A 24,277-nucleotide genomic window follows, 5' to 3' on the forward strand; every position below is an offset into this window, starting at 1 on the left:
CCGAGCTCAACCCTTTGTGCTGCTGCCGCGCTTCTTCTGGATCAGCACGATGCTGCCCAGGCTCGCGCCGATGACGATGAAGGACACGATCGTCGTCACCGTGCCGAGCGCGTAAAGCGAGGGCGACGTGACGTTCAGGGTCATGCTCCAGATCTCCAGCGGCAGCGTGTTCAGCGAGCCCGCGGTCTGGAGGCTGCGCGCAAACTCGTCGTAAGAGAGCGTGAAGCCGAACAGCGCGACCGCGACGAGGCCGGGCGCCAGCACCGGGATCATCACCAGCCGGATCGATTGCCAGCGGCTAGCGCCGAGGTCGTAGGCCGCCTCCTCCCAGACATGGTTGAAGCGCGACATCACCGCGAACATCACCAGCACGCCGAACGGCAGCGTCCAGGACAGTTGCGCGCCGAGCGCCGACGTGTACCAGCTCGCATTGAGGCCAAGGGCCTGGAACAACAAGCCGGTGCCGAGGCCGAGCACAAGCCCCGGCGCGACCAGGCTGCCGATCATCATGTAGAACACGACGGTGTCGCCGCGAAAGCGCTTGCGAAAACCGAGCCCGGCGAGGAACGACACCACCACCGTGATGACCGTGACGACGACGGCGAGCTTGATCGAACGGTCGAACGAGCCTTTGACGTCGCCGGTCCGCACCTGGGTGAAGAGATCGACGAACCAGTGTAGCGACTGTCCCTTCATCGGGAACACAAGGCCGCCGCGGATGTCCTGGAACGACAGGACGTAGATGCAGAACATCGGGCCGTACAGCGCGATCACATAGAACCCGAATAGCGTCGCCAGAAGATAGAACGTCCACGGCCGGCCGCCCTTGCTCGGTGCGATCGCCTTGGTTGTCGCCGGCGCGACCGTCTTTGACATGTCAGTCTTGGACATTTCGGTTTTGGACATGTCGGCGAGAACCGCGCTCATCGCGTGATCTCCTGCCTGATGTCGACGGTGCGCAGGATCAGCGAGACGATCGCGACCAGCACCAGCGTCAGCAATACTGCGCTCGCTGCCGCGGTCGGATATTGCAGCACGCCGACGTCCTCGTAGAAGGCGCTCACCACCGAGGCCGAGCCGCCGCCGGACATCACCTTGACCACGAAGAAATCGCCCATCACGATTGAGACGACGAAGATGGTGCCGAGGGCGATGCCGCTCTTGGACATCGGCACCACGATCAGGTGCATGATGTCGAAACGGCTGGCGCCGGCATCGATCGCGGCCTCGATCAGCTTCTTGTCGATCCGTGCCATGGAATTGAAGATCGGCACGATCATGAAAATGGTGAGCTGATGGACATAGGCGATGACGACCGCCAGGTCCGAGAACAGCAGCACTTCCAGCGGCTGGCGGATCACGCCGAGCCCCAGCAGCGCCTGGTTGATCAGGCCTTCCTTGCCGAGCAGCGGAATCCAGGAAATCATCCGAATGATGTTCGAGGTCCAGAACGGCACCGTGCAGAGCAGGAACAGACCGATCGCCAGCAGTTGGTTGCGGACGTGGAAAGCCAGGAAGTAGGCGACGAAGAAGCCGATGATCAGCGTGAAGATCCAGGTCAGCACCGTGAACTTGATCGTGGCCAGATACAGCTTCAGCGTCAGTGCCGAATGCAGCACCTCGACATAGCTTGCGAGCGTGAATCCCGGGGTCAGCCCGCCAAAGCCGTCGGTAGCGAAGAAGCTCGCGGCCAGCACGACCAGGATCGGCGCCACGAAGAACGGCACGAGCACCAGCACGAGCGGCGACACGTAGAGCCAGCCGGCGAGATTTGCGCGTCGTGGGGTTTGAGCTGGACTAAGAGCTGGACTAAGACTTGGCTGCATGTCGGCAAACGCCTCGAAGTCGGTCATTTGGCACCGGCGCATCGCCGCGCCGGCGCTTCGTTCACGTCAGGGAAAGCAGGTTTCAGGCCACCTTGAAGTCGTTCCAGCGCTTGTTCATGTAGGCGGCTTCGTCCATCAGCGTGTTCCAGCACGAGATGTTCTTGACGCGGTCGAGGAACGAGCCGCCATCACGCTTGGTGCCGGTCTTCTCCATCGGCACGCCATAGGGGTCGTTGACCACCTCGGGCGCGGGCTGGCCCTCGTACCAGAACGCCCATTCGGCCGGCGTGAGGAATTTCTTCGCGGTCGAAGGGACCGGGCTGTAATAGCCGTAGCGCGCGACGAAGCCGCCCTGCCAGCCCGAGAGATACCAGTTGAGATATTCATAGGCTGCGTCCAGCTTCTTGCCGGAGAGATGCTTCATCAGGCCCATGCCGTTGCACCAGCCGCGATAGCCTTCCTTGCCGTTCTTGATGTTGACCGGCGCGTAGACGCAGGGGATTTCTTTCACGCGCACCGCGGCAACCGCCGGCGACCACATCGACTGGATCACCACTTCGCCCGCCGCCATCAGCTGCACCGACTGGTCGAAGGTGGTCCAGGTCGCGCGGAACTGGCCCTGCTTCTTGAGCTCGATCAGCTTGTTGCAGGTGAAGTCGATCTCCTCCTTGGTCATGTTGCCCTTGTTGCCGTACTTGATCAGCCCGGCGCTTTCGAAGCAGAGCGCGGCGTCCATGATGCCGATCGCGGGCACATCGAGGATCGCGGCCTTGCCTTTGAATTTCGGATCGATCAGATCCTTCCATTCCGTGACTTCATGGCCGACGAGGTCGGGGCGGTAGCCGATGGAGTCGGCGTTGTAGACCTGCGGCAGGAAGGTCGCCCATTCGGTCACGCCGTCGTTCAGATCGGTCGAATCCGGCTTGGCGATATACATGGCCTCGTAGGGCGAGATGCCCTGACGCGGGATCTTGTGACCGTCGATCTCGCCCTTGGTGAAGATCGGCAGGATGTTGTCGAACTCCTTGACCTTCTTGACCTCGATGCCCTGGATGACGCCGCGCTTGGCAGCGAGCTTGGCCTGCCAGCCCTCGAGATCGGCGATGTCGACCGTATTAGGCTGGCTTATGAAGCGATTGATGGCGGCAGAGGTGTCGAGGTTCTGCATCGTCACCTTGAAGCCGAGATCCTTGGCCGCCTGGTCGCCGATCGCCTTCACCACCGAATAGGACACGCCGACATGGCGCAGCTCGATGTCCTTGATCTCCTGCGCCCAGATGGTCGGGAATCCGCGGATCGCGTCCGATCCTGCGGCCGCGCCGGCCACCGCCGCAGCGCCCTTCAACAGCGTGCGCCTGCTCAGCTTTTTCGCAGACTTGTCGCTCGTCCCCGCCGGATTGGCAGTGGATGTCCCCTTGTCCCTGTCAAGCATGGCAACCCTGGTTGGCTACGATGAACGTTGCGCACCGGTCGCCATTGACCGGCTGCGGATGTGATCAATTGCGAGGGAGGCTATGGGCGGTATGTTGTGAAGTAAAATTGGAAGTAAAAATTCGCCGCATAAACGCGGCTAATGGTTCGCCCCGCTGCATCGGCTTTTGGCAGCGCGCATAAGAAGGCGTCAGGACGTGCATACAAAAACGATAGCTTCGAACGTGCGGGCCCGTTCGCGCGGCAGACGTGATGAAGGCGGTCCTCAGGACCTGAGCTGGTCCCCCGCCGTCTCCGGCGCCATCAGCGTTGCGATGATGGTGATGACCGACAGCGCGATGATGTAGACCGACACGGCCCAATAAGAACCGGCCCATGCCAGCAGTGCCGTTGCAATCAGCGGCGAGAAGCCGCCGCTCAGCGCGGCGGCAACGTTGGCTCCCAGCGATGCGCCGCTGTAGCGCACCTGGGTGCGGAACAGCTCCGGCATGAAGGCCGCCTTCGGCCCGAACAGCAGCGCATGCGTCAGTGTCATCGTCACGACGAGCGCGAGCGTGATCAGCGCCGGCTCCCTGGTGTCGAGGAACCAGAACAACGGAAACGCCAGCGCCACCGAGAACACGCCGCCGGCGAGATACAGCGCCTTACGGCCGAAGATGTCGGACAGCCAGCCGGCGAGAGGCAGCGTCGCGAGCTCGACGAGCGCGGCATAGACCACCGCATTGAGGATCACCTGCCGCGGCAAGCCGAGCTGCGTCGTGGCATAGACCACGGTGAAAACCGTGAGGAGATAAGCGAGCCCGACTTCGGACACCGTGATGCCGATCGCCAGCAGGAAGCTGCGCCAGTCGCGGCGCAGGACTTCCCATACCGGCTGCGCCAGCACCTCCTTGCGCTCGAGCACCTCCTTGAAGTGCGGCGTCTCCGCAAGTTTCAGCCTTACGATGAAGCCGACACCGACGAGCAGGATGCTGATCAGAAACGGCACGCGCCAGCCCCAGCTCAGGAAGTCCGCTTCGGGCAGCTGCGTCATCAGACCGAAAATGCCGGTGGACGCGGCGACGCCGACGGGGAAACCGATCTGCACCAGGCTGCCGTAGAAGCCGCGGCGGTTGCCGGCGTGCTCGGCCACCATGACCACCGCCCCGCTCCACTCGCCACCGAGCCCGATGCCCTGGACGAAGCGCAAAATGACGAGGAAGATCGGCGCCCAGACGCCGATCTGACTGTAGGTCGGCAAGCAGCCGATCAGGAACGTGCCCAGTCCCATCGCGATCATGGTAGCGACCAGCATCTTCTTGCGGCCGAGCCGGTCGCCATAATGCCCGATGATCGCGCCGCCGATCGGCCGCGCGACAAAGCCGACCGCATAGGTCGAGAACGCCGCCAGTGTGCCGACGAAGGGATCGAAGCTCGGGAAGAACAGCTTGTTCAGCACCAGCGCCGCCGCCGTGCCGTAGATCAGGAAATCGTACCACTCGATCGCGGTGCCGAGCGCGCTCGCCCACACCACATGCGCCGTCGTCGATTTCTCCGCCGCAGTGGAGACCCCCGATGCTGCCGTCATTGCCATTCGCCCCAAAATTCCAGAGGGCATCTTGGCCAATCGCGATGCCGGTTGCAACCTACGGGCGTGGGCTTCCCAGGATTCGGACGCGTGATTTACGCGTCGCTGCTTCAACACCCGTGATTGCGAGGAGCACTTGCGACGAAGCAATCCAGAGTGCCCCCGCGGAAGGATTCTGGATTGCTTCGCTCCGCTCGCAATGACGGATGTGCGAGCCGTTGTGCGCTGGCGGCAGCGCCGTCCGCGGGGAAGCGGAACCGAGCCACGCCCGTTATTCGCCATTGACAAACTCATTCACCATTATCTAATTACAGCCAGAACAACCAGCCGCGCCAAGCGGCCCAAAAAAGAGAGGGAACGAGATGAGAGGGCTTTTGGCCTGCGCGATGCTCGCGGCCATGACTTCGATGACCACCGTTGCGAACGCGCAAATCTCCGACGACGCCGTGCGGATCGGCGTGCTGACGGATCTGTCGAGCTGGGGCCGCGACAATAGCGGGCCGGGCTCCGTGGAGGCCGCGAAAATGGCGGTGGAGGAATTCGGGCCCACCGTGCTCGGCAAGCCGATCGAGATCATCAGCGCCGATCACCAGATGAAGACCGACGTCGGCGTGCAGATCGTGCGCGGCTGGTTCGACAACGGCAAGGTCGATGCCGTCGTTGACATCCCCAATTCCGGCATCGCGATCGCCGTCCACAACATGGTGCGCGAACGCAACAAGATCGCGCTGCTCTCCGGCCCCGGCGCGAGTTCGCTGACCGACGAGCTTTGCAGTCCCAACACCGTGCACTTCACCTACGATACCTACGCGCTGTCGAAGGTGACGGCCTCCGCCGTGATCAAGGAAGGCGGAAAATCCTGGTACTTCATCACCGCCGACTACGCCTTCGGCCAGCAGCTCGAGAAGGACGCCACGCGCTTCATCAACGAGATGGGCGGCAAGGTTTTGGGTGGCGTGAAGCATCCGACCAACACCGCGGATTTCTCCTCCTTCGCGCTCCAGGCGCAAAGCTCGAAATCGGACGTCGTCGCCTTCGCCAATGCCGGCCAGGACACCGACAATGCGATCAAGCAGTCGGGCGAGTTCGGCCTGGTCCAGGGCGGCCAGAAGCTGGTCGGCCTCCTGATGTTCGACACCGACGTGCATGCGATCGGCCTCAAATCCGCGCAGGGCACCTACATGACCACGGCCTCGTACTGGAACATGGACGAGGCGACCCGCGCATGGTCGCGGAAGTTCTACGAGCGCACCAAGGTGATGCCGACCATGATCCAGACCGGCGTCTACGGCTCGGTGCTGCATTACCTCAAGGCCATCAAGGCCGCCGGCACCGATGATCCCGCCAAGGCGATGGCCAAGATGCGCGAGCTGCCAATCGAGGATACATTCGTCCATGGCGGCAAGTTGCGCGAGGACGGCCGCGTCATTCGCGACATGTATCTCGCCAAGGTCAAAACACCCGAGCAGTCCAAGGAACCCTGGGATTACCTGGAGATCATCAAGACGGTGAAGGGCGAGGACGCCTTCCGCCCGATCTCCGAGTCCAAATGTCCGCTGCTCAAGAAGTGAGGCCAGCATGACCGGCAACGAGCGCAACGCAATTGAGACTTACGAGTGCGATGTGCTCGTGGCCGGATCGGGCTGCTCCGGCATGTCGGCCGCGATCACCGCGCGGTATCGCGGCCTCGACGTCCTGATCGTCGAGAAGGAGCCGCGCTTCGGCGGCACCACCGCGCGGTCCGGCGGCTGGTTGTGGATTCCCGGCACCTCGCTGGCAAAGGCCTACGGCATCGAGGAGACACAGGAACAGGCGCGGACTTACCTGCGGCACGAAGCCGGCAACAACTTTGACGCCGCACGCGTCGATGCATTCCTGAGCGCCGGGCCCGAGGCGGTCGATTTTTTCACCAACAAGACGGCGCTCCGTTTCGACATGCCGCTGGTATTCCCGGATTATCACGCCGAGGCCCCCGGCGGCGCGCAGGGTGGCCGTTCGATGGTGGCGCGCCCGTTCGACGGCCGCGAGCTCGGCGACCAGATCAAGACCCTTGGCACGCCCCTGCCCGAGCTCACCGTATTCGGCATGATGCTCGGATCCGGCAAGGACATCGTCCATTTCATGCGCGCGACGAAGTCGCTGACCTCGGCGGTCTATGTCGCAAAGCGCCTGTCGCGGCATCTGATGGACGTGCTGCGCTATGGCCGCGGCATGAGGCTGACCAATGGCAATGCATTGGCCGGGCGCCTCGCGAAATCCGCACAGGATTTGCAGATTGCGATGTGGCTGTCCGCGCCGGTACGCGAGCTGACGGTCGAGAACGGCACTGTCACCGGCGCCATTGTCGCCCGCGAGGGACGCGACGTCCGCATTCGTGCCAGACAAGGCGTCGTGCTCGCCTGCGGCGGCTTTCCGCACGACGTCGAACGGCGCAAAAAGCTGTTCCCGCACGCGCCGACTGGGAACGAGCATTTTTCGCCGGGACCGACCGGCAACACCGGCGACGGCCTGCGGCTTGCGGAAAGCGCTGGCGGGCATGTCGAGGACCGGCTGCCGAACGCGGCAGCCTGGGTCCCGGTTTCGGTCACCAAGCGCAAGGACGGCTCACAAGGTGTGATGCCGCATTTCATCGACCGCGCCAAACCCGGCGTGATCGCGGTGATGCGTGACGGCAAGCGCTTTGCCAACGAGGGCAATTCCTATCACGACTTCGTCCAGGCCATGGTGAAGGCTGCGAAGCCCGGCGAGGAGATCGCGGCCTACCTGGTTTGCGACCACCCGACCCTGCGCAAATACGGCCTCGGCTGCGTGCCGCCATTCCCGATGCCGCTGGGGCATCATCTCGAGACCGGCTATCTTATGCGCGGCGAGACGCTGGAGGCGCTTGCGACAAAGGCGGGCATCGACAGCATGGCGTTCGTCGAGACCGTCAAGCAGTTCAATGCGACCGCACCACAGGGACACGACGCCGCCTTCGGCAAGGGCTCAAAGGCCTATAACCGCTACCAGGGCGATGCGCTGCACGGCCCGAACCCCTGCGTCGCTCCGATCGAGAACGGCCCGTTCTACGCGATCAAGATGGTGGTCGGCGATCTCGGCACCTATGCCGGAATCGTCACCGACGAGAACGCGCGGGCGCTCGATGCGGAAGGACGGGTGATTCCCGGCCTTTACGCCGCCGGCAACGACATGGCGAGCATCATGGGCGGCAATTATCCCGGCGCCGGCATCACGCTTGGGCCGGCGCTGACCTTCGGCTACATTGCCGGCCGTCATCTCGCCGACAGCGCCGCCAAGCGCAACGCGGCGTAAGCCACGCCAGGAGGCGCATGAAGAGAGAAAGCCGCGGCATTCAGTCGATCGAGGTCGGCGGCGAATTGCTCCGCGCCCTCGCCCGCAGCGGCGAGCCGATGATGCTGCGCGATCTCGCGCGCGAGGCCGGCATGACGCCGGCCAAGGCGCATCCCTATCTCGCCAGCTTCTCCCGCATCGGCCTGATCGAGCAGGACGAGACCACCGGCCGCTACGAGATCGGCGCACTCGCGCTGGAGCTCGGCCTGATCAGCCTGCGCCGCCTCTCCGGCGTGCGTATCGCCGGACCGAAGATCGCCGCGCTTGCGAGCCAGATCGGACACGCGGTCTCGCTCGCGGTCTGGGGCACGCACGGCCCGACCGTGGTGCAGCTCGAAGAACCCGGCCAGCCGGTGCACATCGTGATGCGGGCCGGTTCGGTGATGGCGCTGCTGGAGACGGCCACGGGCCGCGCCTTTGCGGCCTTCCTGCCGGAGAAGACGATCAACGCCGCACTCGAAAGCGGCCTCGATCGTCACGGCGTCGGCTACAATCCGAAGCGCACCATGAAAGGCGCGAAGCTCGCCGACATGCTCACCGAGGTCCGCAAGCACGGCCTCGCCCGCGCGCTGGGCGACCCCCTGCCCGGCGTCAACGCATTCTCCGCACCGGTGTTCGACCATTCCGGCCATGTCGCGCTGGTGATCACCGCGATGGGGCCGGAAGGCACGTTCGATGCCCGCTGGGACAGCGCCATCGCCCACGCGCTACGCGACTGCGCCGGCGGCATTTCGAAACGGCTGGGCCACGGGATGACGGCTGCGGCGGAGTGATCTACTTCACCGGCACCGTGTAATTCAGGATCAACCGCCCACCATCCGGGTAGATCGTCTGCCCCGTGATGTAGGAGGCATCGTCACTCGCAAGAAACGCCACGACCGAGGCCACCTCGCTCGGTTCGCCGCCGCGGCCGGCCGGCGTGCGTGACATCACGGTCTTGCGGGCATCCTCCGAGGTGTAGATGGACGATGCCACCATGTCGGTCAGGATCGTGCCCGGTCCGACGGCCACCACGCGAATATTGTGCGGAGCCAGCGCGACGGCGGCGACCGAGGTGAGCTGCTTCATGCCGCCCTTGGACATGGCGTAGGTCGCAAGCGCCGGGATCGCCAGGAGTGCATTCACCGACGACATGTTGATGATGACCCCGCCGCCGCTACCTTGCGCAATCATCTGCTTCGCCGCCGCCTGCACGCCGAAGAACGCGCCCTTCAGATTGATGCCGATGATTTCGTCGAATTCTTCTTCGGAAATCTCCAGGAGGTCCCGGTTGCGAGCGACGCCGGCATTGTTGACCATGATGTCGAGTCGGCCGAAGTCCTTCACGGCGGTTGCGACGAGCTGGTCGACATCGGCGCACTTGGCGACATTGCCGACGACAGTGCGCAAGGCCTCCGGCCGTCCTAGCTCGGCAGCCGTCGCGGCCAAGCCCTCGGCATCGACGTCCGAGATGACGACTTTGACGCCGTCGTCCAGGAATCGTTTCGCGCAAGCCTTGCCGATACCGCGCGCCGCGCCGGTGATGGCGGCGACCTTGCCGGATAGTTTCATGGTCTCACTCCAGAGTAGCTGCTTCGACAGCAGACTGTCGCCGGGTGAGAAACCCGGCTCAGGCCGCCGCGAAGCCGAGATGAGCACGGAACCGGTTCTTGATAAAGACAGCATCGCGCGAGGGCAGCGAGCGCGGCGGATTTTCGGCCAGAACCTTGATCACGAAGAGTCGCGGGCCATCGGCCGGCCCGGCGATTTCAGTTGCGAGGCGCTGCACCTCCTCGATCGTCCGCACGGTTCCGCTCGCGGCAAAGCCGCAAGCCACGGCGATTGCGGTGAGATCGACGCCGCGCCCGGTGTGGCTCGCCTGCATTCCGGTCTCGCCAAAATGCTGATTGTCGATCACGACGATGTCGAGATTGCGCGGGCGTGCGACGCCGATGGTGGCGATGCCGCCGAGGCCCATCAACTGCTCGCCATCCCCGGTCAAGGCGAGGACGCGCTTTCCCGGCTGGGCCTGCGCGAGGCCAAGCCCGATCAGCGCGGCGCCGCCCATGGCGCCCCAGAGATAGAAATTGCCGTCGTGGTCGCCGACCGAATGAAGGTCATAGGTCGGCGAGCCGAGGCCGGACACGACCAGCGTGTCCTTGCGATTTTTCAAGAGCGCGGCAACGGCGGCGCGGCGATCGAGTTGAGCTTGCATTGGCATCACCACTTCTTCTTGCCGATCAGACGTTGCCCGATCAGCACCGCGATCTGCTGATCGGAATCGTAGGCGAGCGCTGCGGCCGATTCCACCGTCTCGACCAGATCCTCCGCCGTTTCCGCCCGCATCACCTTCAGGCCGATCGCCTCCAGCGAGGGCTGCGTCGCCCGGCTCATCGGCACCTGCCAGGGATTGAACTCGGCCCATTCGCCACGCATCGTCACCAGCATCAGCAGTGGAAATCGTCCGATCGCCGACAGCGACAGCATGTTGATGCAATTGCCGACCCCGCTCGACTGCATCAAGAGCACGCTACGTTGGCCGCCGAGCCAGGCGCCCGCGGCGATGGCAATGCCCTCCTCTTCCGTCGTCAGCACGTTGGTGGTGACGTCGCGGTCGGCCGAGAACAGGCGGATGAGCTGGCTGTGGCCGGCATCGGGGACGTAGGACATCTGCCGCACGTCCGCGACTTTCAGGATGCGGTAGAGCTCGGACGGCCAATCGTCTGCGCGCGTGTCGGGATTGGATTGAAGGCTGTGCACCGCTTGTCTCCGTGAATTTCGAGCCTTACTCTAGCGTTGTTCAGGCGCGAAAGCTCTGACCGTCTGGCGCGATCAGGTATTGAGGGATTGTATAGCTGCCTCTTCCGCTGCCGGTGGCACAGCGCACGATGCGCGTTGCTGCGCCATAGACAACTTCTCGACCTCTAGCCAAACTGACGCGGGCGCAGTCCGGCATGAAACCACGTAATCATGGAATAGATGTCATAGACGGGCAATCCGACCTCGGCCTGAAGCGCCGCTGCATAAGGCGGCATGTTGGTGCATTCGAGCACGATCGCGCCGACATCCGGGTTCCTGGCGACCAGCTCCTTGCCGGCCTCGACCACGTCACGTTCCGCCTGCGCGATATCCATGTCGTCCTTCTCGGCTTTGATCAGGACGCGGAAGAACTCCTTGCCGTTCTCGGTGCCGACCAGCGGCGCGTCGAGCGGCACGCCGGCGCCTTCGAGATGGGCCGGCGTCAAGGTCGAGCCCGACACGGTGACAAGGCCGACGCGCTTGCCGGGCGGCAAGGTCGCCTGCACCCACGGCACCTGCATCAGTGACGAGGTTGCGACGGGAACGCCGACCGCGGCTGCGATCTCCTTCTGGAACAGCGAGAGGAAGCCGCAATTGGTGGTGATGGCTTCGGCCCCGAGCCGCACCAGATCCTTCGCCGCGTCGATGAAATCAGGCAGCAGACCGGCCGCACCCTTCAGCACCACCTTCTCCGGCGAGGCACCGTTCACCACGCGATAGAGCACAGGGAAAGGCCAGGTGGTGCCGTTGCCCATGTCGCCAGGAATGCGGGGAAAGCGCGCCTCCAGCATCAGGATGCCGAGCGGTGCTCCATAGATGGCCTTGCCGCCGCGGGCGATTCGGGATGACGATTTGGCTGGAGCGGTCATGATGCGATCTCAGAGAAAACGATCGGGCGAAAACGGTGCGAGCGGAATTTCCGGCGGCTTGCCGCTCAGAAGCTGGGCGACGAGACGACCGGTGCGGGCCGAGCCGACCAGGCCGATATGGCCGTGGCCGAAGGCATAGACGATGTCGCGCGAGGCCCGCGCGTAACCGATGCAGGGACGTCCGTCCGGCATGCTCGGCCGGTGGCCGAACCAGGTCTTGATACGCGAAGCCGGAATGTCCGTCGGCAGTTTCGGGAACATGCTGAAGAGGTAGTTGCGCAAAATCTCGGCGCGCTTCCAGTTCGGTTCGGCCGCGAGGCCTGCGATCTCGACCGTGCCGGCGGCGCGCAAACCCTTGTCGGTCCAGTTCACCACCATCTTCGCATCCGAGGCCATCATCGAGCTGCGTGGCCCCGATTCCGGATTCTCGATCATGACGTGATAGCCGCGCTCGGTCTCCAGCGGCAGCGGATCGCCGATGGACGCCGTGAGCCGCTTCGAATGCGCGCCGGCGGCAATCACCGCGGCTTCGCAGGCAATCTCGCCGGTCTCGGTCCGAACAGCCACGAGCTTGTTGCCGGAAAGCTTCAGCCCAATTGCCTTGGCCCGGACGAGCTCGGCGCCGCTTGCCAGCGCATGTTGCGCGAGGGCCGCGACATAGGCTCCGGGGTCGCGGCAGCGACCGGCTTCCTCCACCACCACGCCAAAAGTGTAGCGCGGATGCAAATCGGGCTCGCGCTGACGCATCTCGTCGGCCGAAAGCTCCAGCCATTCGACACCGACGCGCTTGCGCACGCGCCAGCCGAGATCGTTGTCGAAATTGCCGCGTGACGGGAAGACATGCATCACGCCGTTACGCTCGATCAATTCAGGGACGCCCGCCTCCTCGGCCAGCTTCCTGTGCAGCAGCGGCGCGTCCTTCAGAAGGTCGCGCAGCGCAAATGCCGTCGTCTCGGCCCGCGCCTCGGTCCAGCCCGAGAGCAGATATTTGATCAACCAGGGCAGCGCCTTCGGCAGATAAGACCAGCGGATCGCGAGCGGTCCGAGCGGATCCATCAGATAGCCAGGCACCTTCTTCCAAACGCCGGGCTCGGCCGGCGGGATCACCGAATGCGAGGAGAGCCACCCGGCATTGCCGTAGCTCGCCGCCTGTTCGCCACCGGGCTCGCCCGGATCGATCAGCGTGACGCGATGGCCCTCGCGCAGCGCCTCGATCGCGCTGATCACGCCGACCGCGCCGGCACCGATGATGGCGACGTGGCGGCTTTGCGACATCGCTTAAGCCTTCACCGCAGGGGCAAAGTCCTTGCCGACCGACATCGCCCGCGGATCGATGATGCAGTGGAGGATCGACGGCTTGCCCGAGGCGAGCGCACGCTCGAATGCCGGCGCGAACTCTTCGGTGCGCTCGACACGCTCGCCATGGCCGCCGAACGCTTTTGCGTACATCGCGAAATCCGGGTTCTTGAGCTGGGTGCCGACCACGCGTCCGGGATAGTCGCGCTCCTGGTGCATGCGAATGGTACCGTATTGCGCATTGTCGACGACGATGACGACGAGGGCTGCGTCATACTGCACGGCGGTCGCGAATTCCTGCCCGTTCATCAGGAAGCAGCCGTCGCCGGCGAAGGCTATGACGGTACGGTCCGGATATTGCCGCTTCGCGAGCACCGCGGCCGGCACGCCATAGCCCATCGAGCCCGACGTCGGAGCGAGCTGTGAAGCAAAGCTGTGGAAGCGGTGATGGCGATGGATCCAGCCGGCATAGTTGCCGGCGCCGTTGCAGACGATCGCGTCCTTGGGCAGGCGATCGCGCAGCCAGGTCATGACCTGGCCATACTGGAACGCGCCCGGCAGCTCGCGTGCCTTGTCGGTCCAGGCGAGATAGTCGGCATGCGCCTCGGCGGCCTCGCCCTTCCAGGCGACTGCGCCGGCGGGCTTCAGCGTCTCGACCGCGGCCGCGAACGCGGCGGGCGTGGCCTGGATCGCGAGCTCAGGCTGATAGATGCGGCCGAGCTCTTCCGAGCCGGGATGAACGTGGATCAGCTTCTGCCGCGGGGTCGGAATGTCGAGCAGCGTGTAGGAGGAGGACGGCATCTCCGACATACGGCCGCCGATGAGCAGAATGACGTCGGCGTCGTCGATGCGCGCCTTCAGGCCCGGGCTCGGGCCGATGCCGAGATCGCCGGCATAGTGCGAATGATCGGCGTCGATCAGCGAGGCCCGGCGGAACGAGGTCGCGACCGGCAGGTCGAAGCGCTCGGCAAAACGCGCGATGCTCCTGGTCGCCTCATCGGTCCAGCGCGAGCCGCCGAGAATGACGAGCGGCGCCTTGGCGCTCGTAAGCATGGCGCCGACGCGCTCGATATCGGCGGGCGCCGGCCAGCTCACCGCCGGCTCGATCCGCATGGCGTCCGCAACGGCTGCGGTCTCGGTCAGCATGTTCTCCGGCAGCGAGATCACGACGGGACCGGGACGGCCCTGCATGGCGACGCGGAAGGCGCGTGCGACCAGCTCCGGAATGCGGTCGGGACGATCGATCTCGACCGCCCATTTCGCCATGGTGCCGAACACCGCCTTGTAGTCGAGCTCCTGGAACGCCTCGCGCTCGCGCATGCCGGTGTCGACCTGACCGACGAACAGGATCATCGGCGTGGAATCCTGCATCGCGATGTGGACGCCGTGGCTGGCATTGGTGGCGCCGGGGCCGCGGGTGACGAAGCAGATTCCGGGGCGGCCGGTGAGCTTGCCATAGGCTTCCGCCATCATCGCGGCACCGCCCTCGGCGCGGCAGATCATGACGTCGATCGGGCTGTCGTGCAGCGCATCGAGCGCCGCGAGATAGCTCTCGCCCGGCACGCAGGTGACGCGCTCGACGCCCTGCGCGACCAGCTGATCGATCAGGATCTGGCCCCCGGTGCGGGTGTTGCGAATGGTCATGACGGCTCCTCAAGGCTTTGGCGATGCATTTCGCAGCTTCGCGAAATTTTGCTCGGAGCTGGCGTAGGACAGGCCGACAGGGCGCGCAAGATCGAAAGGCTTCTCGCACCCTGCGCAGGCGTCATGCCCGCCCCTGCTGGTTGCACTGCAGCCCATTCGCGACGACGCGGAGCGCCGCGCCGCGATCGACCGGCTCTATCCGAAGCTCGGCGCGATGGCGGCGAGCTACCGATGCTCGATCGCGCGGATCGCGCCACGGAGCTCGGCGAGGCCGCGGAGGCGGCCGATGGCGGTGTAGCCCGGATTGGTGCGCTTGGTCGCCGCGAGATCGTCGAGCATGCGGTGGCCGTGATCCGGCCGGAACACGATCTGCCGGTCGGGCGAACGCCGCGTGTTCTCCTTCAGCAGCGCCTTCAGCACCGCGACCATGTCGACGTCACCGTCGAGATGATCGGACTCGTAGAACGACAGGCCGTCGACCTCGCGCTTGGTCGCGCGCAGATGCGCAAAGGCAATGCGCGGACCGAAGCGTTCGGCCATCGCGGGCAGGTTGTTCTCGGCGCGCACGCCCAGCGACCCCGTGCACAGGCAGATCCCATTCGCCTTTGACGGCACGGCATCGAACAACGCCTGATAGTCATCGGCGCTGGAGGCGACGCGCGGCAGGCCGAACAGCGGGCGCGGCGGGTCGTCCGGATGCAGTGTCAATGAGACCCCGAGCTGCTCGGCGACGGGTGTGACGCGGCCCAAAAACTCGGCGAGATGCTGCCGCAGGATTTTTGGTGTGACGTCGCGATATGTTTCGAGCCGGGCGCGGAATTGCGGGATGGTCATTGGCTCGGTAGTCGAGCCCGGCAGCGCGCTGGCGATGACCATGACGAGATAGTCGATATCGGCCTGGCTCATCTGGTCGAACAGCTTTTTCGCGCGAGCCTGCTGCTCCGGCGAATACTCCTGGACGGCGGCGGGGCGCTTCAGAATGTGCAGCTCGAAGGCGGCAAAACGGTCCTGGTCGAAGCGCATGGCACGGGCGCCGTTCGGCAGCTCCCATTCGAGATCGGTGCGGCACCAGTCCACGACGGGCATGAAGTTGTAGCAGATGATCTTGATGCCGGAAGCGGCAACCGCCTCCAGGCTCGCGATCCACGTCTCGATCGAGCGCGTCGCCTTGGCCCCGAGACGCTTGACGTCGTCGGGGATCGGAATCGATTCCACCACCGACCATGTCAGCTGCGAGCGGCCGGGTTGGCCGTTCTCGATGAAGTTCTTGCGCTCCTCGACCGCCTTGCGTGTCCAGGCTTCGCCGATCGGCACCTGATGCAGTGCCGAGACGATATCGGTCGCGCCGGCCTGCCTCACATCATCCAGCGACACGGGATCATCCGGCCCGTACCAGCGCCATCCTTCCAGCATCATAGGAATTCTCTCCGATCAGTTCGCGGTCAGCACGACCTTGACGCTCCGCGAGCGGTCGAGCGCCAGCCGCAGCGCGTCCGGCGCGGTGGACAGCGGCCGCTCGGCGGTGACCAGCGACAGCACGTCCACGCTGCCGTCCGCAATCAGCTCCACCGCCGTCATGAACTCGAGCCCGAAACGGAACGAGCCGCGCAGGTCGATCTCCTTGGCCATCACCGCATTGGCCGGCACCGGAATCTGGCCGCCCGGCAGATTGCCGATCTGCACCACAATGCCGCCGCGCCTGATTATACCGATCGCACTGGCAAGGCCTGCAGCCGTGCCCGAGACTTCGAACGCGACATCGTAGGGGCGCGAGGCGGCCTGCGCCTTCAGGCCTTCCTCGCCGGCTGCGACATTCTCGACGTGTGAGGCGCCGAGCCGGGTCGCAAAGGCCAGCGGCGCCGGCGCGATGTCGGCCACTGTGATGTCGGTCATGCCGGCGCGGCGCGCGGCGAGCATGGTCAGAAGCCCGATCGGACCGGCGCCGAAGATGATGCCGCGCTTGCCTTCGATGTTGCCGGCACGCGCCACCGCATGCAGACAGACCGCGAGCGGCTCGGCGAGCGCCGCGGCCTGATAGGACACATGATCGGGGATCTTCACGCACTGCGCCGGGATCGCGTCGAAATAATTGGCAAAGCCGCCCTGCATGTGCGGCGTCTTCGAGGCCGAGCCCATGAAGTAGATATTTTCGCAGAGGTTTTGCCGGCCTTGGCGGCAAGCGACGCAACGGCCGCACCAGCGCGATGGGTTGACGGCAACGCGGTCGCCGACCTTCAGGTTCGCCGCGGAGCCCGCGATCTCCACGACCTCGCCCGAAATTTCGTGGCCGAGCACCAGCGGCGATTTCACCACGAAATCGCCGGTGCGGGCATGACGGAAATAATGCATGTCCGAGCCGCAGATGCCGCCGGCGCCGAAACGGAGGCGGACCATGCCTTCCGCGAGCTTGTCGAGCGGATGCTCGACCATGCGCAGATCTTCGGGGCCAAACAGGGTTGCGGCGAGAGCTGTGGATGTCATTTGGAAAGTCCCATGTATTTCGGCAGCCAGAGGGTCAATTCGGGGATGTAGGTGATCGCGATCAGTGCGAGCATCAATGGCACCAGCCAAGGCAGGATCGCCACCGTCGTGCGCTCGACCGAAAGCTTTGCGACGCGCGCGAGCACGAACAAGACCATGCCGAGCGGCGGATGCAACAGACCGATCATCAGGTTCAGCGTCATGATCAGACCGAAATGGATCGGGTCGATGCCGAGCTTGAGCACGATCGGCAGCAGGATCGGCACCAGAATGGTGATCGCCGCCGTGGTGTCGATGAAGCAGCCGACGAACAGGATCAGGACGTTGGCGAGCGCCAGGAACACCCATTTGTTGTGGGTGATGCTGAGCATCCAGTCCGACAGCATCTGGGCCGCCTGCGAGACCGTGAGCAGCCAGGCGAAGATCGAGGCTGCCGTGACGATGAACAGCACCGACGCCGTGGTCTCGATGGTGTCGAAAGTCGCTTTCGCGACCGTTTTCATCGTCATGGTGCGGTATCGCACGAGGCCCAGGAACAGCGACCAGATCACGGCGGCGACCGCGGCTTCCGTCGGGGTGAACCAGCCGAGCGTCATGCCCCCGATCAGGATCACCGGCGCCATCAGCGCCATCACCGCGGAGAAGTCGAAGTACCAGTCCATCGCGAGCAGCACGACCAGGCCAATTCCAACGGCCCAATTGGTGGAGAGACCGGCGACCGTCAGGAGCCAGACCGCCATCGGGAAAGCGAGCACAACGAGGATCTCGAGCCCCGCCGATCCCAATTGCGGCCAGGAGAAGGGCGTATCGCTGCCCCATTTGTTCTTGTGCGCGAAGTAGGTGACGGTGGCCATCATCAGTAGCGTCAGGACAACGCCTGGAATGACGCCCCCCAGAAACAACGCGCCGATCGAGACGTTCGCCATCATGCCGTAAATCACGAAAGGCAGCGACGGCGGGATGATCGGGCCCAGCGTGGCGGAGGCCGCCGTGACGCCGACGGAGAATTCCGTGGTGTAACCGTGGTCCTTCATCGCCTTGATCTCGATGGTGCCGAGACCCGCGGCATCCGCGATCGCGGTGCCGGACATGCCGGAGAAGATCACCGAGCCGATGATGTTGACGTGGCCGAGGCCGCCGCGCATCCAGCCGACCAGCGCGACCGCGAATTTGTAGATGCGGCCGGTGACGCCGGCGATGTTCATGAGATTGCCGGCCAGGATGAAGAAGGGCACGGCGAGCAACGGGAAGCTTTCCACGCCGGCGATCATGCGCTGCGCCAGCGTGACGTCGGGCGTCACGCCGCTGACCAGGATGTAGAGCAGCGACGACGCCGCCATGGCGATAGCCACGGGAACGCCGAGCAGCATCAGGACGAGAAAGCCTCCAAGCAACAGCAACATGAAATTACCCTTCAAAACCGTCGTAGGCGCCGGGACGTTCGAGGATCGAATAGCCCTGTCGCAAATGTTGCACGGCCACCTGCACTGAGCGGACGAACATCAGCACGAAGCCGAGCAGCACCGCGTAGTAGACGTAGTCCTTGGGAAGATTGATCGTGGTCATGGATTCGTCGCCGATGATCTGGATGTAGACCCAGACCAGCTTGATGGCGTAGCCGAAGAAGGCGATCCGGATCAGGTCGATCACGGTCGACAGCGCGCGCGCCACGAGGTGCGGAAGGTAGCGATAGAGCAGGTCGACCTGGATGTGCCGCGACAGCCGTACGCACATCGAGGAGCCGATGAAGACCACGCCGATCAGGCAGTAGGTCGCGATCTCCTCGGTCCAAGCGTAGCTATCGTTGAGCACGTAGCGGGTGAAGAACTGGAGGAAGACGGCAAGCGCCATCACCCAGAAGATCGCTAGCGCGACCCAGTCCTCGAAAGCGTAGATGCCGAGATCGACCTTGGGTGCCGCCTCTTCCTCGAAGGTGTGGGCGATCTCGTCCGCGGTGATCTGCCGGTGCGTTTCGGCGGTGGACATGGGTTACTCCTAGGAAGTAGCGGGCGTCATTCCGGGGCAACGCTTGAGCGTAGAACCCGGAATGACAAGTTAGTTTGACTGCGTCGAACTTGCTCCGCTCCTCATCCTGAGGAGCTTGCGAAGCAAGCGTCTCGAAGGATGGCCCCCGGCGACACCGGGGCCTTCGTGGTTCGAGACGCGCTTCGCGCTCCTCACCATGAGGATTGATAGCGCAGCAAGCGTCCGTTACTTCACCGCCTGAATCCGTTCCCAGTCAGCCTTGCGATAGCCAAACGTCTCGAACGCGACGTTCTTCAGCACGGTGTCGCGGAACTCGTTCTTGTCGACCTCGGTGACGGTCAGGCCCTTCTCCTTGAAGAAGGCGACCAGCTTGGCCTCGTTCTGCTTGATCTCCGCGGTCGCCTTGGCGGCGGCTTCCTGCGCGACGTCGGTGAATATCTTCTTGTCCTCGTCGCTGAGCTTCTTCCAGAGCGCGCCCGCTACCACCGTGTTGAGATGGTCGACGATGTGGCCGGTCAGCACGATGTGCTTCTGCACCTCGTAGAACTTCTTGGCTTCGATCGTGGTGAGCGGGTTCTCCTGGGCCTCGACGGTGCCGTTCTGGAGCGCGAGATAGACCTCGGCGAACGCGATCGGCGCGGTGTTGGCGCCGCAGGCGCGCGGCATCGCCAGATAGGCGGGAACGTCGGGCACGCGCATCTTCAGACCCTTGAGGTCGGCGCAGGTCTTGATCGGCTTGTTCGACGAGGTCTGGCGCACCCCGTAATAGGTCACGGCGACGATGTGGTGTCCGCTCTTGTCCTCATAACCCTTGGTGAGCTCCTTGAAGATGTCGCTCTTGGTGTAGGCGAGCAGATGATCGGCATCACGGAAGGTGTAGGGATAGTAGGTCACGCCGATCGGCGGAAAGCTCTTGGCCGCGAAGCTCGAGCCGGAGATGATGATGTCGACCGAGCCGAGCGAGAGGCCCTGGTTGATGTCGGCTTCCTTGCCGAGCTGCGAGGCCGGATAGACGTCGATCGCATAGCGCCCGTTGGTGCGCTTGCCGATCTCCTGCGCGGCCCACACTGAGGCGGTGTGGAAGGGCTCCGAGGTCTCGTAGACATGGGCCCATTTCAGCTTGGTCTGCGCCATGCCGGCATTGGTCGTAGCAAACATCGCCGCGGCCGAGACCGCCAGCACCATTGTCATCTTTTTCAACACTGACTTTTCCTCCATTTTTTCAAGTCTGCTTCTTGTTCGCCCGCCTGAAGTGGACGCGGGCCGCCCAATCTCATCGCCGCCGCGCGCTGCCGCTTTTGGCCCGCTTCTTCAGCGCTCGCTCCGGTTTTGCCGGCGTTACCGGCGAGCCTGCCGATCGGCCGCGTGCCGAAGACGATCCTGCCGCGGTCTCGGGGCCAAAATTCTGCGCAAAGCGCTCCTGGGATCGTGCGAGATGATCGCGCATGGCTTCGCGCGCCGCCCGGGGATCATGCGCGGCGATCGCGTCGCGCACCGCGCGATGCTCGTCGAGCGCAGTGCGCCACGTGCCCGGGCTCTCGAAATAATGCGCAAGCTGCGCGAAATAGGGGTTGAGGCGCTGGTCGAACAACTCGCCGACCACACGCACCAGAACGGCATTGCCGAGGCTTCCGGCGATCGCGACGTGGAAGGCGCGGTCGTGGACCATCGAGGCTTCGCCAGGGTGTTCCACGCTCTCCATCGCGACAAGGGACGCATCGATGCGGGCAACGTCATCCTTCGTCGCCACGCGCGCGGCTTCTTCGGCGATGGCACTTTCCAGGAACTCGCGGGCACGCAACAGCTCGAACGGGCCCTCGATGACGGAAGCAGGCGCGGTCGCCGCAACCGCCGCGGGCTCGATCACATAGATGCCGGAACCGACGCGGATGCGGAGGCGGCCTTCGACTTCGAGCGCGATCAGGGCTTCGCGCACCGTCGGCCTAGATATCTTGAGCTGCTCGGCGAGTTCGCGCTCGGTCGGCAAGCGGCTGCCGACCGCGTACTCGCCGCTGTCGATCAGGCTTCGCAATTGATCGGCGACCTGGCGATAAAGCCGTCTCGCCTCCACAGCTTCCAGCGGCACGCTGGTCCTCCCGAAAGGGTCATGCCGGCAGCTCTCGCTGCCCGCGGCCCGCCAATTTTGGAAAATTGGTCTTACCAATTGACCGCAGCATTGACCGAGGACGGGCGCCATGTCAAGCAGCGGCCAAACAAGGGGAGAGACGACCATGCGCCTTGATCCAACGCGCCTTGGCCGCGCCAATCTCGACCGGCTGCCACCAGGCATCCGCCGCCCGGCCTACGACCGTTCGCGCGTCACGCCCGGCATCGTGCATCTCGGCCTTGGCGCGTTTCATCGCGCCCACCAGGCCGTCGTCATCGACGATTGCCTTGCCGCCGGCGCGACGTCGTGGGGCATCGTCGGCGCCAGCCTGCGCAGCCCTGACACACGCGACGCCCTCGCCCCGCAGGATCATCTCTACACGGTTGCCGTCCGTGCAGCCGAAGGCACCAAACACCGCATCATCGGTGCGCTACTGGACAGCGTGGTCGCGCGCGAAAGCCCGGCACGATTGGTCGAGCGAATGGCCGATGCCGCCATTCGCATCGTCTCCCTCACCGTCACGGAGAAGGGCTATTGCCACACGCCGCAGACCGGCGATCTCGACGAACGGCATCCTGATGTCGTGCACGACCTCAACAATTTCGACGCGCCGCGCTCGGCTCCCGGCGCCATCGTCGCAGCGCTGGCGCGCCGACGGGCCCTGGGCGTCCCGCCCTTCACCGTGCTGAGCTGCGACAACCTCGCCGCCAACGGCCACACCGTGCAGCGGATCGTGACGCAATTCGCCGCGCTGCGCTCGAAGGATCTCGGCAAGTGGATCGCGGATACGGCGGCCTTCCCCTCGACCATGGTCGACCGCATCGTGCCGGAGACGACGGATGGTGACCGCGATGCGGTTTCATCGGCGCTCGGTTTGCGTGACGCATGGCCCGTCATGACCGAGCCGTTCACGCAATGGGTGGTCGAGGACCGTTTTTCAGCGGGCCGGCCCGATCTTGCCGCGGCGGGTGTCGAGCTGGTGAACGACGTCAAGCCGTTCGAGCTGATGAAGCTGCGTCTGCTCAACGCCAGCCATTCGGCGCTGGCCTATCTCGGCTATCTCGCCGGCTACGAGACTATCGCCGACACCATGCAGGATCCGCAATTCGCGCGCCTCGCCGCGCAAGTGATGGAAGAGGCCGCGGTGACGCTGACGATGCCCGCGGGCACCGATCTCGCCGCCTATCGCGCCTCGCTGCTCAAGCGCTTCGCCAATCCGGCACTGCATCACCGCACCTGGCAGATCGCGATGGACGGCTCGCAAAAGCTGCCGCAGCGGCTGCTTGGCGCGATGCAGGATCGTCTCGCCAGCAACCTTCCGATCGCGACGCATGCCCTCGCGGTGGCCGGCTGGATGCGCTATGTCACCGGCCTCGACGAGAAAGGCCGCACCATCGACGTGCGCGATCCGCTCGCCGCCGAGTTCGCTGGCTTGGCGCGCGAGGCAGGTCCCCTCGCCGAACGATTGGCGCCCGCGCTGCTCGGCGTCGGAAAAGTGTTCGGGCCGCTGGGCGCGGAACCGCGCCTGCGCGAGGCCGTGACCGCGGCGCTCGGCCGACTCTACAAGGATGGCGCGCGGCGTGCGGTGGAGACGCTGATCGCGGCGTGACCACAAAACGGGCAGCAATGCTGCATTGCGGTCCAGATCGAATAGAAAGTCGACGGAAGTCTTGCTTGATTTTTGCCTGTCGTTGCCCCACCCGAGAGGCATGGCAAAGGACAGCAAGGTGATCGCCGCGAACGCAGCGTTCTACGCCGCCTTTTCGACCGGCGATTTCGACGAAATGGAGCGGATGTGGGCGGACGATGACGCCATTTCCTGCATTCATCCCGGCTGGCCGGCCATCGTCGGCCGGGCCACAGTGATCGGAAGCTGGCGCGACATCCTGCAGAGTCCGGAACGGCCGCAGATCGTCTGCGCGGAACCGCAGGCCATCGTCGATGGCGACAGCGCGCGCGTGCTCTGCATCGAGATCGTCGACGGCACGGCATTGGCCGCTGCCAACCATTTTCGGCGCGTCGGCGACGACTGGCGCCTGGTGCACCACCAGTCCAGCCCGATCGCGCAGATTGTCGAGCAAGCTGAGGACGATAGAGCGAGCCACCGCGTCCATTGAGAGCGGCCGGCCCGCAGGCACATTCTACTGTGCATGGGGTTGTTTTTCAGTTTTTTGTTTTGCGCCTCACCCTAACCCGGACAGATCATCCAGCACGACCCGCGCCTGGCTAAGATCGTCGTCCCGGAAGAACATGCTCCTGGTGATGAGCACGGGAATATTCGCCCTTGAGGCCGCGATCAGGCCGTTGGCGGAATCCTCGATCGCGACGCAGTAGGACGCGTTGAGCTTCAGCCGCGCCAGGATCTCGACATAGACATCCGGCGCAGGCTTTTTATGCCGCACGTCATCCCCGGCGACGATCGCATCAAAATCCGCGGCCCAGCCCTTTCCCAGCGCCCGCGACAGCAGCGCATCGATGTTGGCGTGCGACGTGGTCGTCGCGATCGCGAGCCGCTGGCCGCGCGCCTTGGCAGCAGCGAGCAGATCCATCACTCCGGGCCGCAAGGGGCAGCAGCCGGTCTCGACCAGTTCGGCATAATGCGCAGTCTTGATGCGGTGGAGTTCCGCGATGTCCACATCGGACAATGGCGCGGCGATCCTCAGCCTGTCATGGTGAGCCCGGATCCGTTCCTTGCCGCCGGTGACCCGCAGCAGGTCCTTGTAGACGGCCCGGTCCCACTGCCAGTCGAGACCCTGGCGGGCGAAGGCATGGTTGAAGGCCCGCCGATGCAGTTCCTCCGTCTCGGCCAAGGTGCCGTCGACATCGAAGATCAGCGCGGCGGCGCGGCGGACTAGCTCAGCCGCGTCAGATAGCATGATGGCTGGCGCTTCTGCCTGCATGTTCGATGCGTCCCTCCGACGAGCGACCATCGCCTGCACAG

At 64.5% G+C, this 24,277-nt stretch carries 22 protein-coding genes; 5 read left to right on the forward strand and 17 right to left on the reverse strand.

The features are described from left to right. Positions 1-6 precede the first annotated feature (6 nt). From AC0L3C_RS17595 to AC0L3C_RS17610, 4 genes are all read right to left on the reverse strand, one after another. The gene (locus AC0L3C_RS17595; RefSeq protein ID WP_473279370.1) at positions 7-927 is read right to left on the reverse strand and encodes an ABC transporter permease; all 921 of its coding nucleotides are present in this window, start codon (positions 925-927) and stop codon (positions 7-9) included. Next, positions 924-1,853: an ABC transporter permease gene (locus tag AC0L3C_RS17600; RefSeq protein WP_473408578.1), complete on the reverse strand. Its 930-nt coding sequence runs from the start codon at positions 1,851-1,853 to the stop codon at positions 924-926. The genes AC0L3C_RS17595 and AC0L3C_RS17600 overlap by 4 nt, the downstream gene beginning before the upstream one ends. 55 nt (positions 1,854-1,908) lie before the next feature. Next, on the reverse strand, positions 1,909-3,258 hold the full coding sequence (locus tag AC0L3C_RS17605; RefSeq protein WP_473263620.1) for an ABC transporter substrate-binding protein: 1,350 nt from the start codon (positions 3,256-3,258) through the stop codon (positions 1,909-1,911). A 264-nt stretch (positions 3,259-3,522) separates the two neighbouring features. Continuing rightward, complete coding sequence (locus tag AC0L3C_RS17610; protein ID WP_473408579.1) at positions 3,523-4,824, reverse strand: MFS transporter; 1,302 nt, start codon at positions 4,822-4,824, stop codon at positions 3,523-3,525. Between the two features lie 362 nt (positions 4,825-5,186). Here AC0L3C_RS17610 and AC0L3C_RS17615 point away from each other — a divergent pair, with 362 nt between their 5' ends. The 3 genes from AC0L3C_RS17615 to AC0L3C_RS17625 are packed head-to-tail and all read left to right on the forward strand — an operon-like array spanning position 5,187 to position 8,948. Continuing rightward, positions 5,187-6,395 carry an ABC transporter substrate-binding protein gene (locus tag AC0L3C_RS17615; protein WP_473408580.1) on the forward strand — a complete coding sequence of 403 codons (1,209 nt, stop codon included), beginning with the start codon at positions 5,187-5,189 and terminating at the stop codon, positions 6,393-6,395. A 7-nt stretch (positions 6,396-6,402) separates the two neighbouring features. Next, the gene (locus AC0L3C_RS17620; RefSeq protein WP_473408581.1) at positions 6,403-8,136 is read left to right on the forward strand and encodes an FAD-dependent oxidoreductase; all 1,734 of its coding nucleotides are present in this window, start codon (positions 6,403-6,405) and stop codon (positions 8,134-8,136) included. A gap of 17 nt (positions 8,137-8,153) precedes the next feature. Then, positions 8,154-8,948 (forward strand): IclR family transcriptional regulator, encoded by a 795-nt coding sequence (locus tag AC0L3C_RS17625; protein WP_473263627.1) that lies wholly within the window; start codon positions 8,154-8,156, stop codon positions 8,946-8,948. A 1-nt stretch (position 8,949) separates the two neighbouring features. Here AC0L3C_RS17625 and AC0L3C_RS17630 read toward each other — a convergent pair whose 3' ends face one another. From AC0L3C_RS17630 to AC0L3C_RS17685, 12 genes are all read right to left on the reverse strand, one after another. Further along, the gene (locus AC0L3C_RS17630) at positions 8,950-9,726 is read right to left on the reverse strand and encodes an SDR family NAD(P)-dependent oxidoreductase (protein WP_473263629.1); all 777 of its coding nucleotides are present in this window, start codon (positions 9,724-9,726) and stop codon (positions 8,950-8,952) included. A gap of 58 nt (positions 9,727-9,784) precedes the next feature. Further along, on the reverse strand, positions 9,785-10,375 hold the full coding sequence (locus AC0L3C_RS17635) for a thiamine pyrophosphate-dependent enzyme (protein WP_473263630.1): 591 nt from the start codon (positions 10,373-10,375) through the stop codon (positions 9,785-9,787). Beyond that, positions 10,375-10,914 (reverse strand): phosphonopyruvate decarboxylase, encoded by a 540-nt coding sequence (locus AC0L3C_RS17640; RefSeq protein WP_473263632.1) that lies wholly within the window; start codon positions 10,912-10,914, stop codon positions 10,375-10,377. The genes AC0L3C_RS17635 and AC0L3C_RS17640 overlap by 1 nt, the downstream gene beginning before the upstream one ends. A 164-nt stretch (positions 10,915-11,078) precedes the next feature. Then, on the reverse strand, positions 11,079-11,822 hold the full coding sequence (locus AC0L3C_RS17645) for an aspartate/glutamate racemase family protein (RefSeq protein ID WP_473283288.1): 744 nt from the start codon (positions 11,820-11,822) through the stop codon (positions 11,079-11,081). A gap of 9 nt (positions 11,823-11,831) precedes the next feature. Further along, the gene (locus tag AC0L3C_RS17650) at positions 11,832-13,097 is read right to left on the reverse strand and encodes an NAD(P)/FAD-dependent oxidoreductase (protein ID WP_473408582.1); all 1,266 of its coding nucleotides are present in this window, start codon (positions 13,095-13,097) and stop codon (positions 11,832-11,834) included. 3 nt (positions 13,098-13,100) lie between these two features. Beyond that, a complete protein-coding gene (locus tag AC0L3C_RS17655) occupies positions 13,101-14,762 on the reverse strand; it encodes a thiamine pyrophosphate-binding protein (protein WP_473408583.1) in 1,662 nt (553 codons plus the stop codon). A 225-nt stretch (positions 14,763-14,987) separates the two neighbouring features. Then, positions 14,988-16,178: a mannonate dehydratase gene (gene uxuA / locus AC0L3C_RS17660; protein WP_473263638.1), complete on the reverse strand. Its 1,191-nt coding sequence runs from the start codon at positions 16,176-16,178 to the stop codon at positions 14,988-14,990. Positions 16,179-16,193: 15 nt separating this feature from the next. Next, positions 16,194-17,243 carry an L-idonate 5-dehydrogenase gene (locus tag AC0L3C_RS17665; RefSeq protein ID WP_473283280.1) on the reverse strand — a complete coding sequence of 350 codons (1,050 nt, stop codon included), beginning with the start codon at positions 17,241-17,243 and terminating at the stop codon, positions 16,194-16,196. Next, positions 17,240-18,646, reverse strand: a complete 1,407-nt coding sequence (locus tag AC0L3C_RS17670; protein ID WP_473283277.1) for a TRAP transporter large permease — start codon at positions 18,644-18,646, stop codon at positions 17,240-17,242. Before AC0L3C_RS17670 ends, AC0L3C_RS17665 begins: the two co-directional genes overlap by 4 nt. Before the next feature lie 4 nt (positions 18,647-18,650). Further along, a complete protein-coding gene (locus AC0L3C_RS17675; RefSeq protein ID WP_473283275.1) occupies positions 18,651-19,229 on the reverse strand; it encodes a TRAP transporter small permease in 579 nt (192 codons plus the stop codon). A gap of 225 nt (positions 19,230-19,454) precedes the next feature. Further along, on the reverse strand, positions 19,455-20,414 hold the full coding sequence (locus AC0L3C_RS17680; protein WP_473263725.1) for a sialic acid TRAP transporter substrate-binding protein SiaP: 960 nt from the start codon (positions 20,412-20,414) through the stop codon (positions 19,455-19,457). A gap of 88 nt (positions 20,415-20,502) precedes the next feature. Continuing rightward, complete coding sequence (locus AC0L3C_RS17685; RefSeq protein WP_473408584.1) at positions 20,503-21,315, reverse strand: FadR/GntR family transcriptional regulator; 813 nt, start codon at positions 21,313-21,315, stop codon at positions 20,503-20,505. Between the two features lie 145 nt (positions 21,316-21,460). Between AC0L3C_RS17685 and AC0L3C_RS17690 the strand changes: the two genes are divergently transcribed. Next, positions 21,461-22,945, forward strand: a complete 1,485-nt coding sequence (locus AC0L3C_RS17690) for a mannitol dehydrogenase family protein (RefSeq protein ID WP_473408585.1) — start codon at positions 21,461-21,463, stop codon at positions 22,943-22,945. Between the two features lie 100 nt (positions 22,946-23,045). After that, positions 23,046-23,453, forward strand: a complete 408-nt coding sequence (locus tag AC0L3C_RS17695; RefSeq protein ID WP_063995078.1) for a nuclear transport factor 2 family protein — start codon at positions 23,046-23,048, stop codon at positions 23,451-23,453. 66 nt (positions 23,454-23,519) lie between these two features. Here AC0L3C_RS17695 and AC0L3C_RS17700 read toward each other — a convergent pair whose 3' ends face one another. Further along, complete coding sequence (locus AC0L3C_RS17700; protein ID WP_473408599.1) at positions 23,520-24,236, reverse strand: HAD family hydrolase; 717 nt, start codon at positions 24,234-24,236, stop codon at positions 23,520-23,522. Positions 24,237-24,277 lie beyond the last annotated feature (41 nt).

This window comes from Bradyrhizobium sp. WSM4872 (assembly GCF_055811715.1).

Excerpts from the sequence above, each read along its gene's own strand:
- AC0L3C_RS17635 (WP_473263630.1), bottom strand. The coding sequence starts at position 10,375 with ATGCCAATGCAAGCTCAACTCGATCGCCGCGCCGCCGTTGCCGCGCTC.
- AC0L3C_RS17645 (WP_473283288.1), bottom strand. The coding sequence starts at position 11,822 with ATGACCGCTCCAGCCAAATCGTCATCCCGAATCGCCCGCGGCGGCAAG.
- AC0L3C_RS17680 (WP_473263725.1), bottom strand. The coding sequence starts at position 20,414 with ATGGTGCTGGCGGTCTCGGCCGCGGCGATGTTTGCTACGACCAATGCC.
- AC0L3C_RS17605 (WP_473263620.1), bottom strand. The coding sequence starts at position 3,258 with ATGCTTGACAGGGACAAGGGGACATCCACTGCCAATCCGGCGGGGACG.
- uxuA (WP_473263638.1), bottom strand. The coding sequence starts at position 16,178 with ATGATGCTGGAAGGATGGCGCTGGTACGGGCCGGATGATCCCGTGTCG.
- AC0L3C_RS17650 (WP_473408582.1), bottom strand. The coding sequence starts at position 13,097 with ATGTCGCAAAGCCGCCACGTCGCCATCATCGGTGCCGGCGCGGTCGGC.
- AC0L3C_RS17690 (WP_473408585.1), top strand. The coding sequence starts at position 21,461 with ATGCGCCTTGATCCAACGCGCCTTGGCCGCGCCAATCTCGACCGGCTG.
- AC0L3C_RS17600 (WP_473408578.1), bottom strand. The coding sequence starts at position 1,853 with ATGACCGACTTCGAGGCGTTTGCCGACATGCAGCCAAGTCTTAGTCCA.
- AC0L3C_RS17595 (WP_473279370.1), bottom strand. The coding sequence starts at position 927 with ATGAGCGCGGTTCTCGCCGACATGTCCAAAACCGAAATGTCCAAGACT.
- AC0L3C_RS17655 (WP_473408583.1), bottom strand. The coding sequence starts at position 14,762 with ATGACCATTCGCAACACCCGCACCGGGGGCCAGATCCTGATCGATCAG.
- AC0L3C_RS17620 (WP_473408581.1), top strand. The coding sequence starts at position 6,403 with ATGACCGGCAACGAGCGCAACGCAATTGAGACTTACGAGTGCGATGTG.
- AC0L3C_RS17665 (WP_473283280.1), bottom strand. The coding sequence starts at position 17,243 with ATGACATCCACAGCTCTCGCCGCAACCCTGTTTGGCCCCGAAGATCTG.
- AC0L3C_RS17695 (WP_063995078.1), top strand. The coding sequence starts at position 23,046 with ATGGCAAAGGACAGCAAGGTGATCGCCGCGAACGCAGCGTTCTACGCC.
- AC0L3C_RS17630 (WP_473263629.1), bottom strand. The coding sequence starts at position 9,726 with ATGAAACTATCCGGCAAGGTCGCCGCCATCACCGGCGCGGCGCGCGGT.
- AC0L3C_RS17700 (WP_473408599.1), bottom strand. The coding sequence starts at position 24,236 with ATGCAGGCAGAAGCGCCAGCCATCATGCTATCTGACGCGGCTGAGCTA.
- AC0L3C_RS17675 (WP_473283275.1), bottom strand. The coding sequence starts at position 19,229 with ATGTCCACCGCCGAAACGCACCGGCAGATCACCGCGGACGAGATCGCC.
- AC0L3C_RS17610 (WP_473408579.1), bottom strand. The coding sequence starts at position 4,824 with ATGACGGCAGCATCGGGGGTCTCCACTGCGGCGGAGAAATCGACGACG.
- AC0L3C_RS17625 (WP_473263627.1), top strand. The coding sequence starts at position 8,154 with ATGAAGAGAGAAAGCCGCGGCATTCAGTCGATCGAGGTCGGCGGCGAA.
- AC0L3C_RS17615 (WP_473408580.1), top strand. The coding sequence starts at position 5,187 with ATGAGAGGGCTTTTGGCCTGCGCGATGCTCGCGGCCATGACTTCGATG.
- AC0L3C_RS17670 (WP_473283277.1), bottom strand. The coding sequence starts at position 18,646 with ATGTTGCTGTTGCTTGGAGGCTTTCTCGTCCTGATGCTGCTCGGCGTT.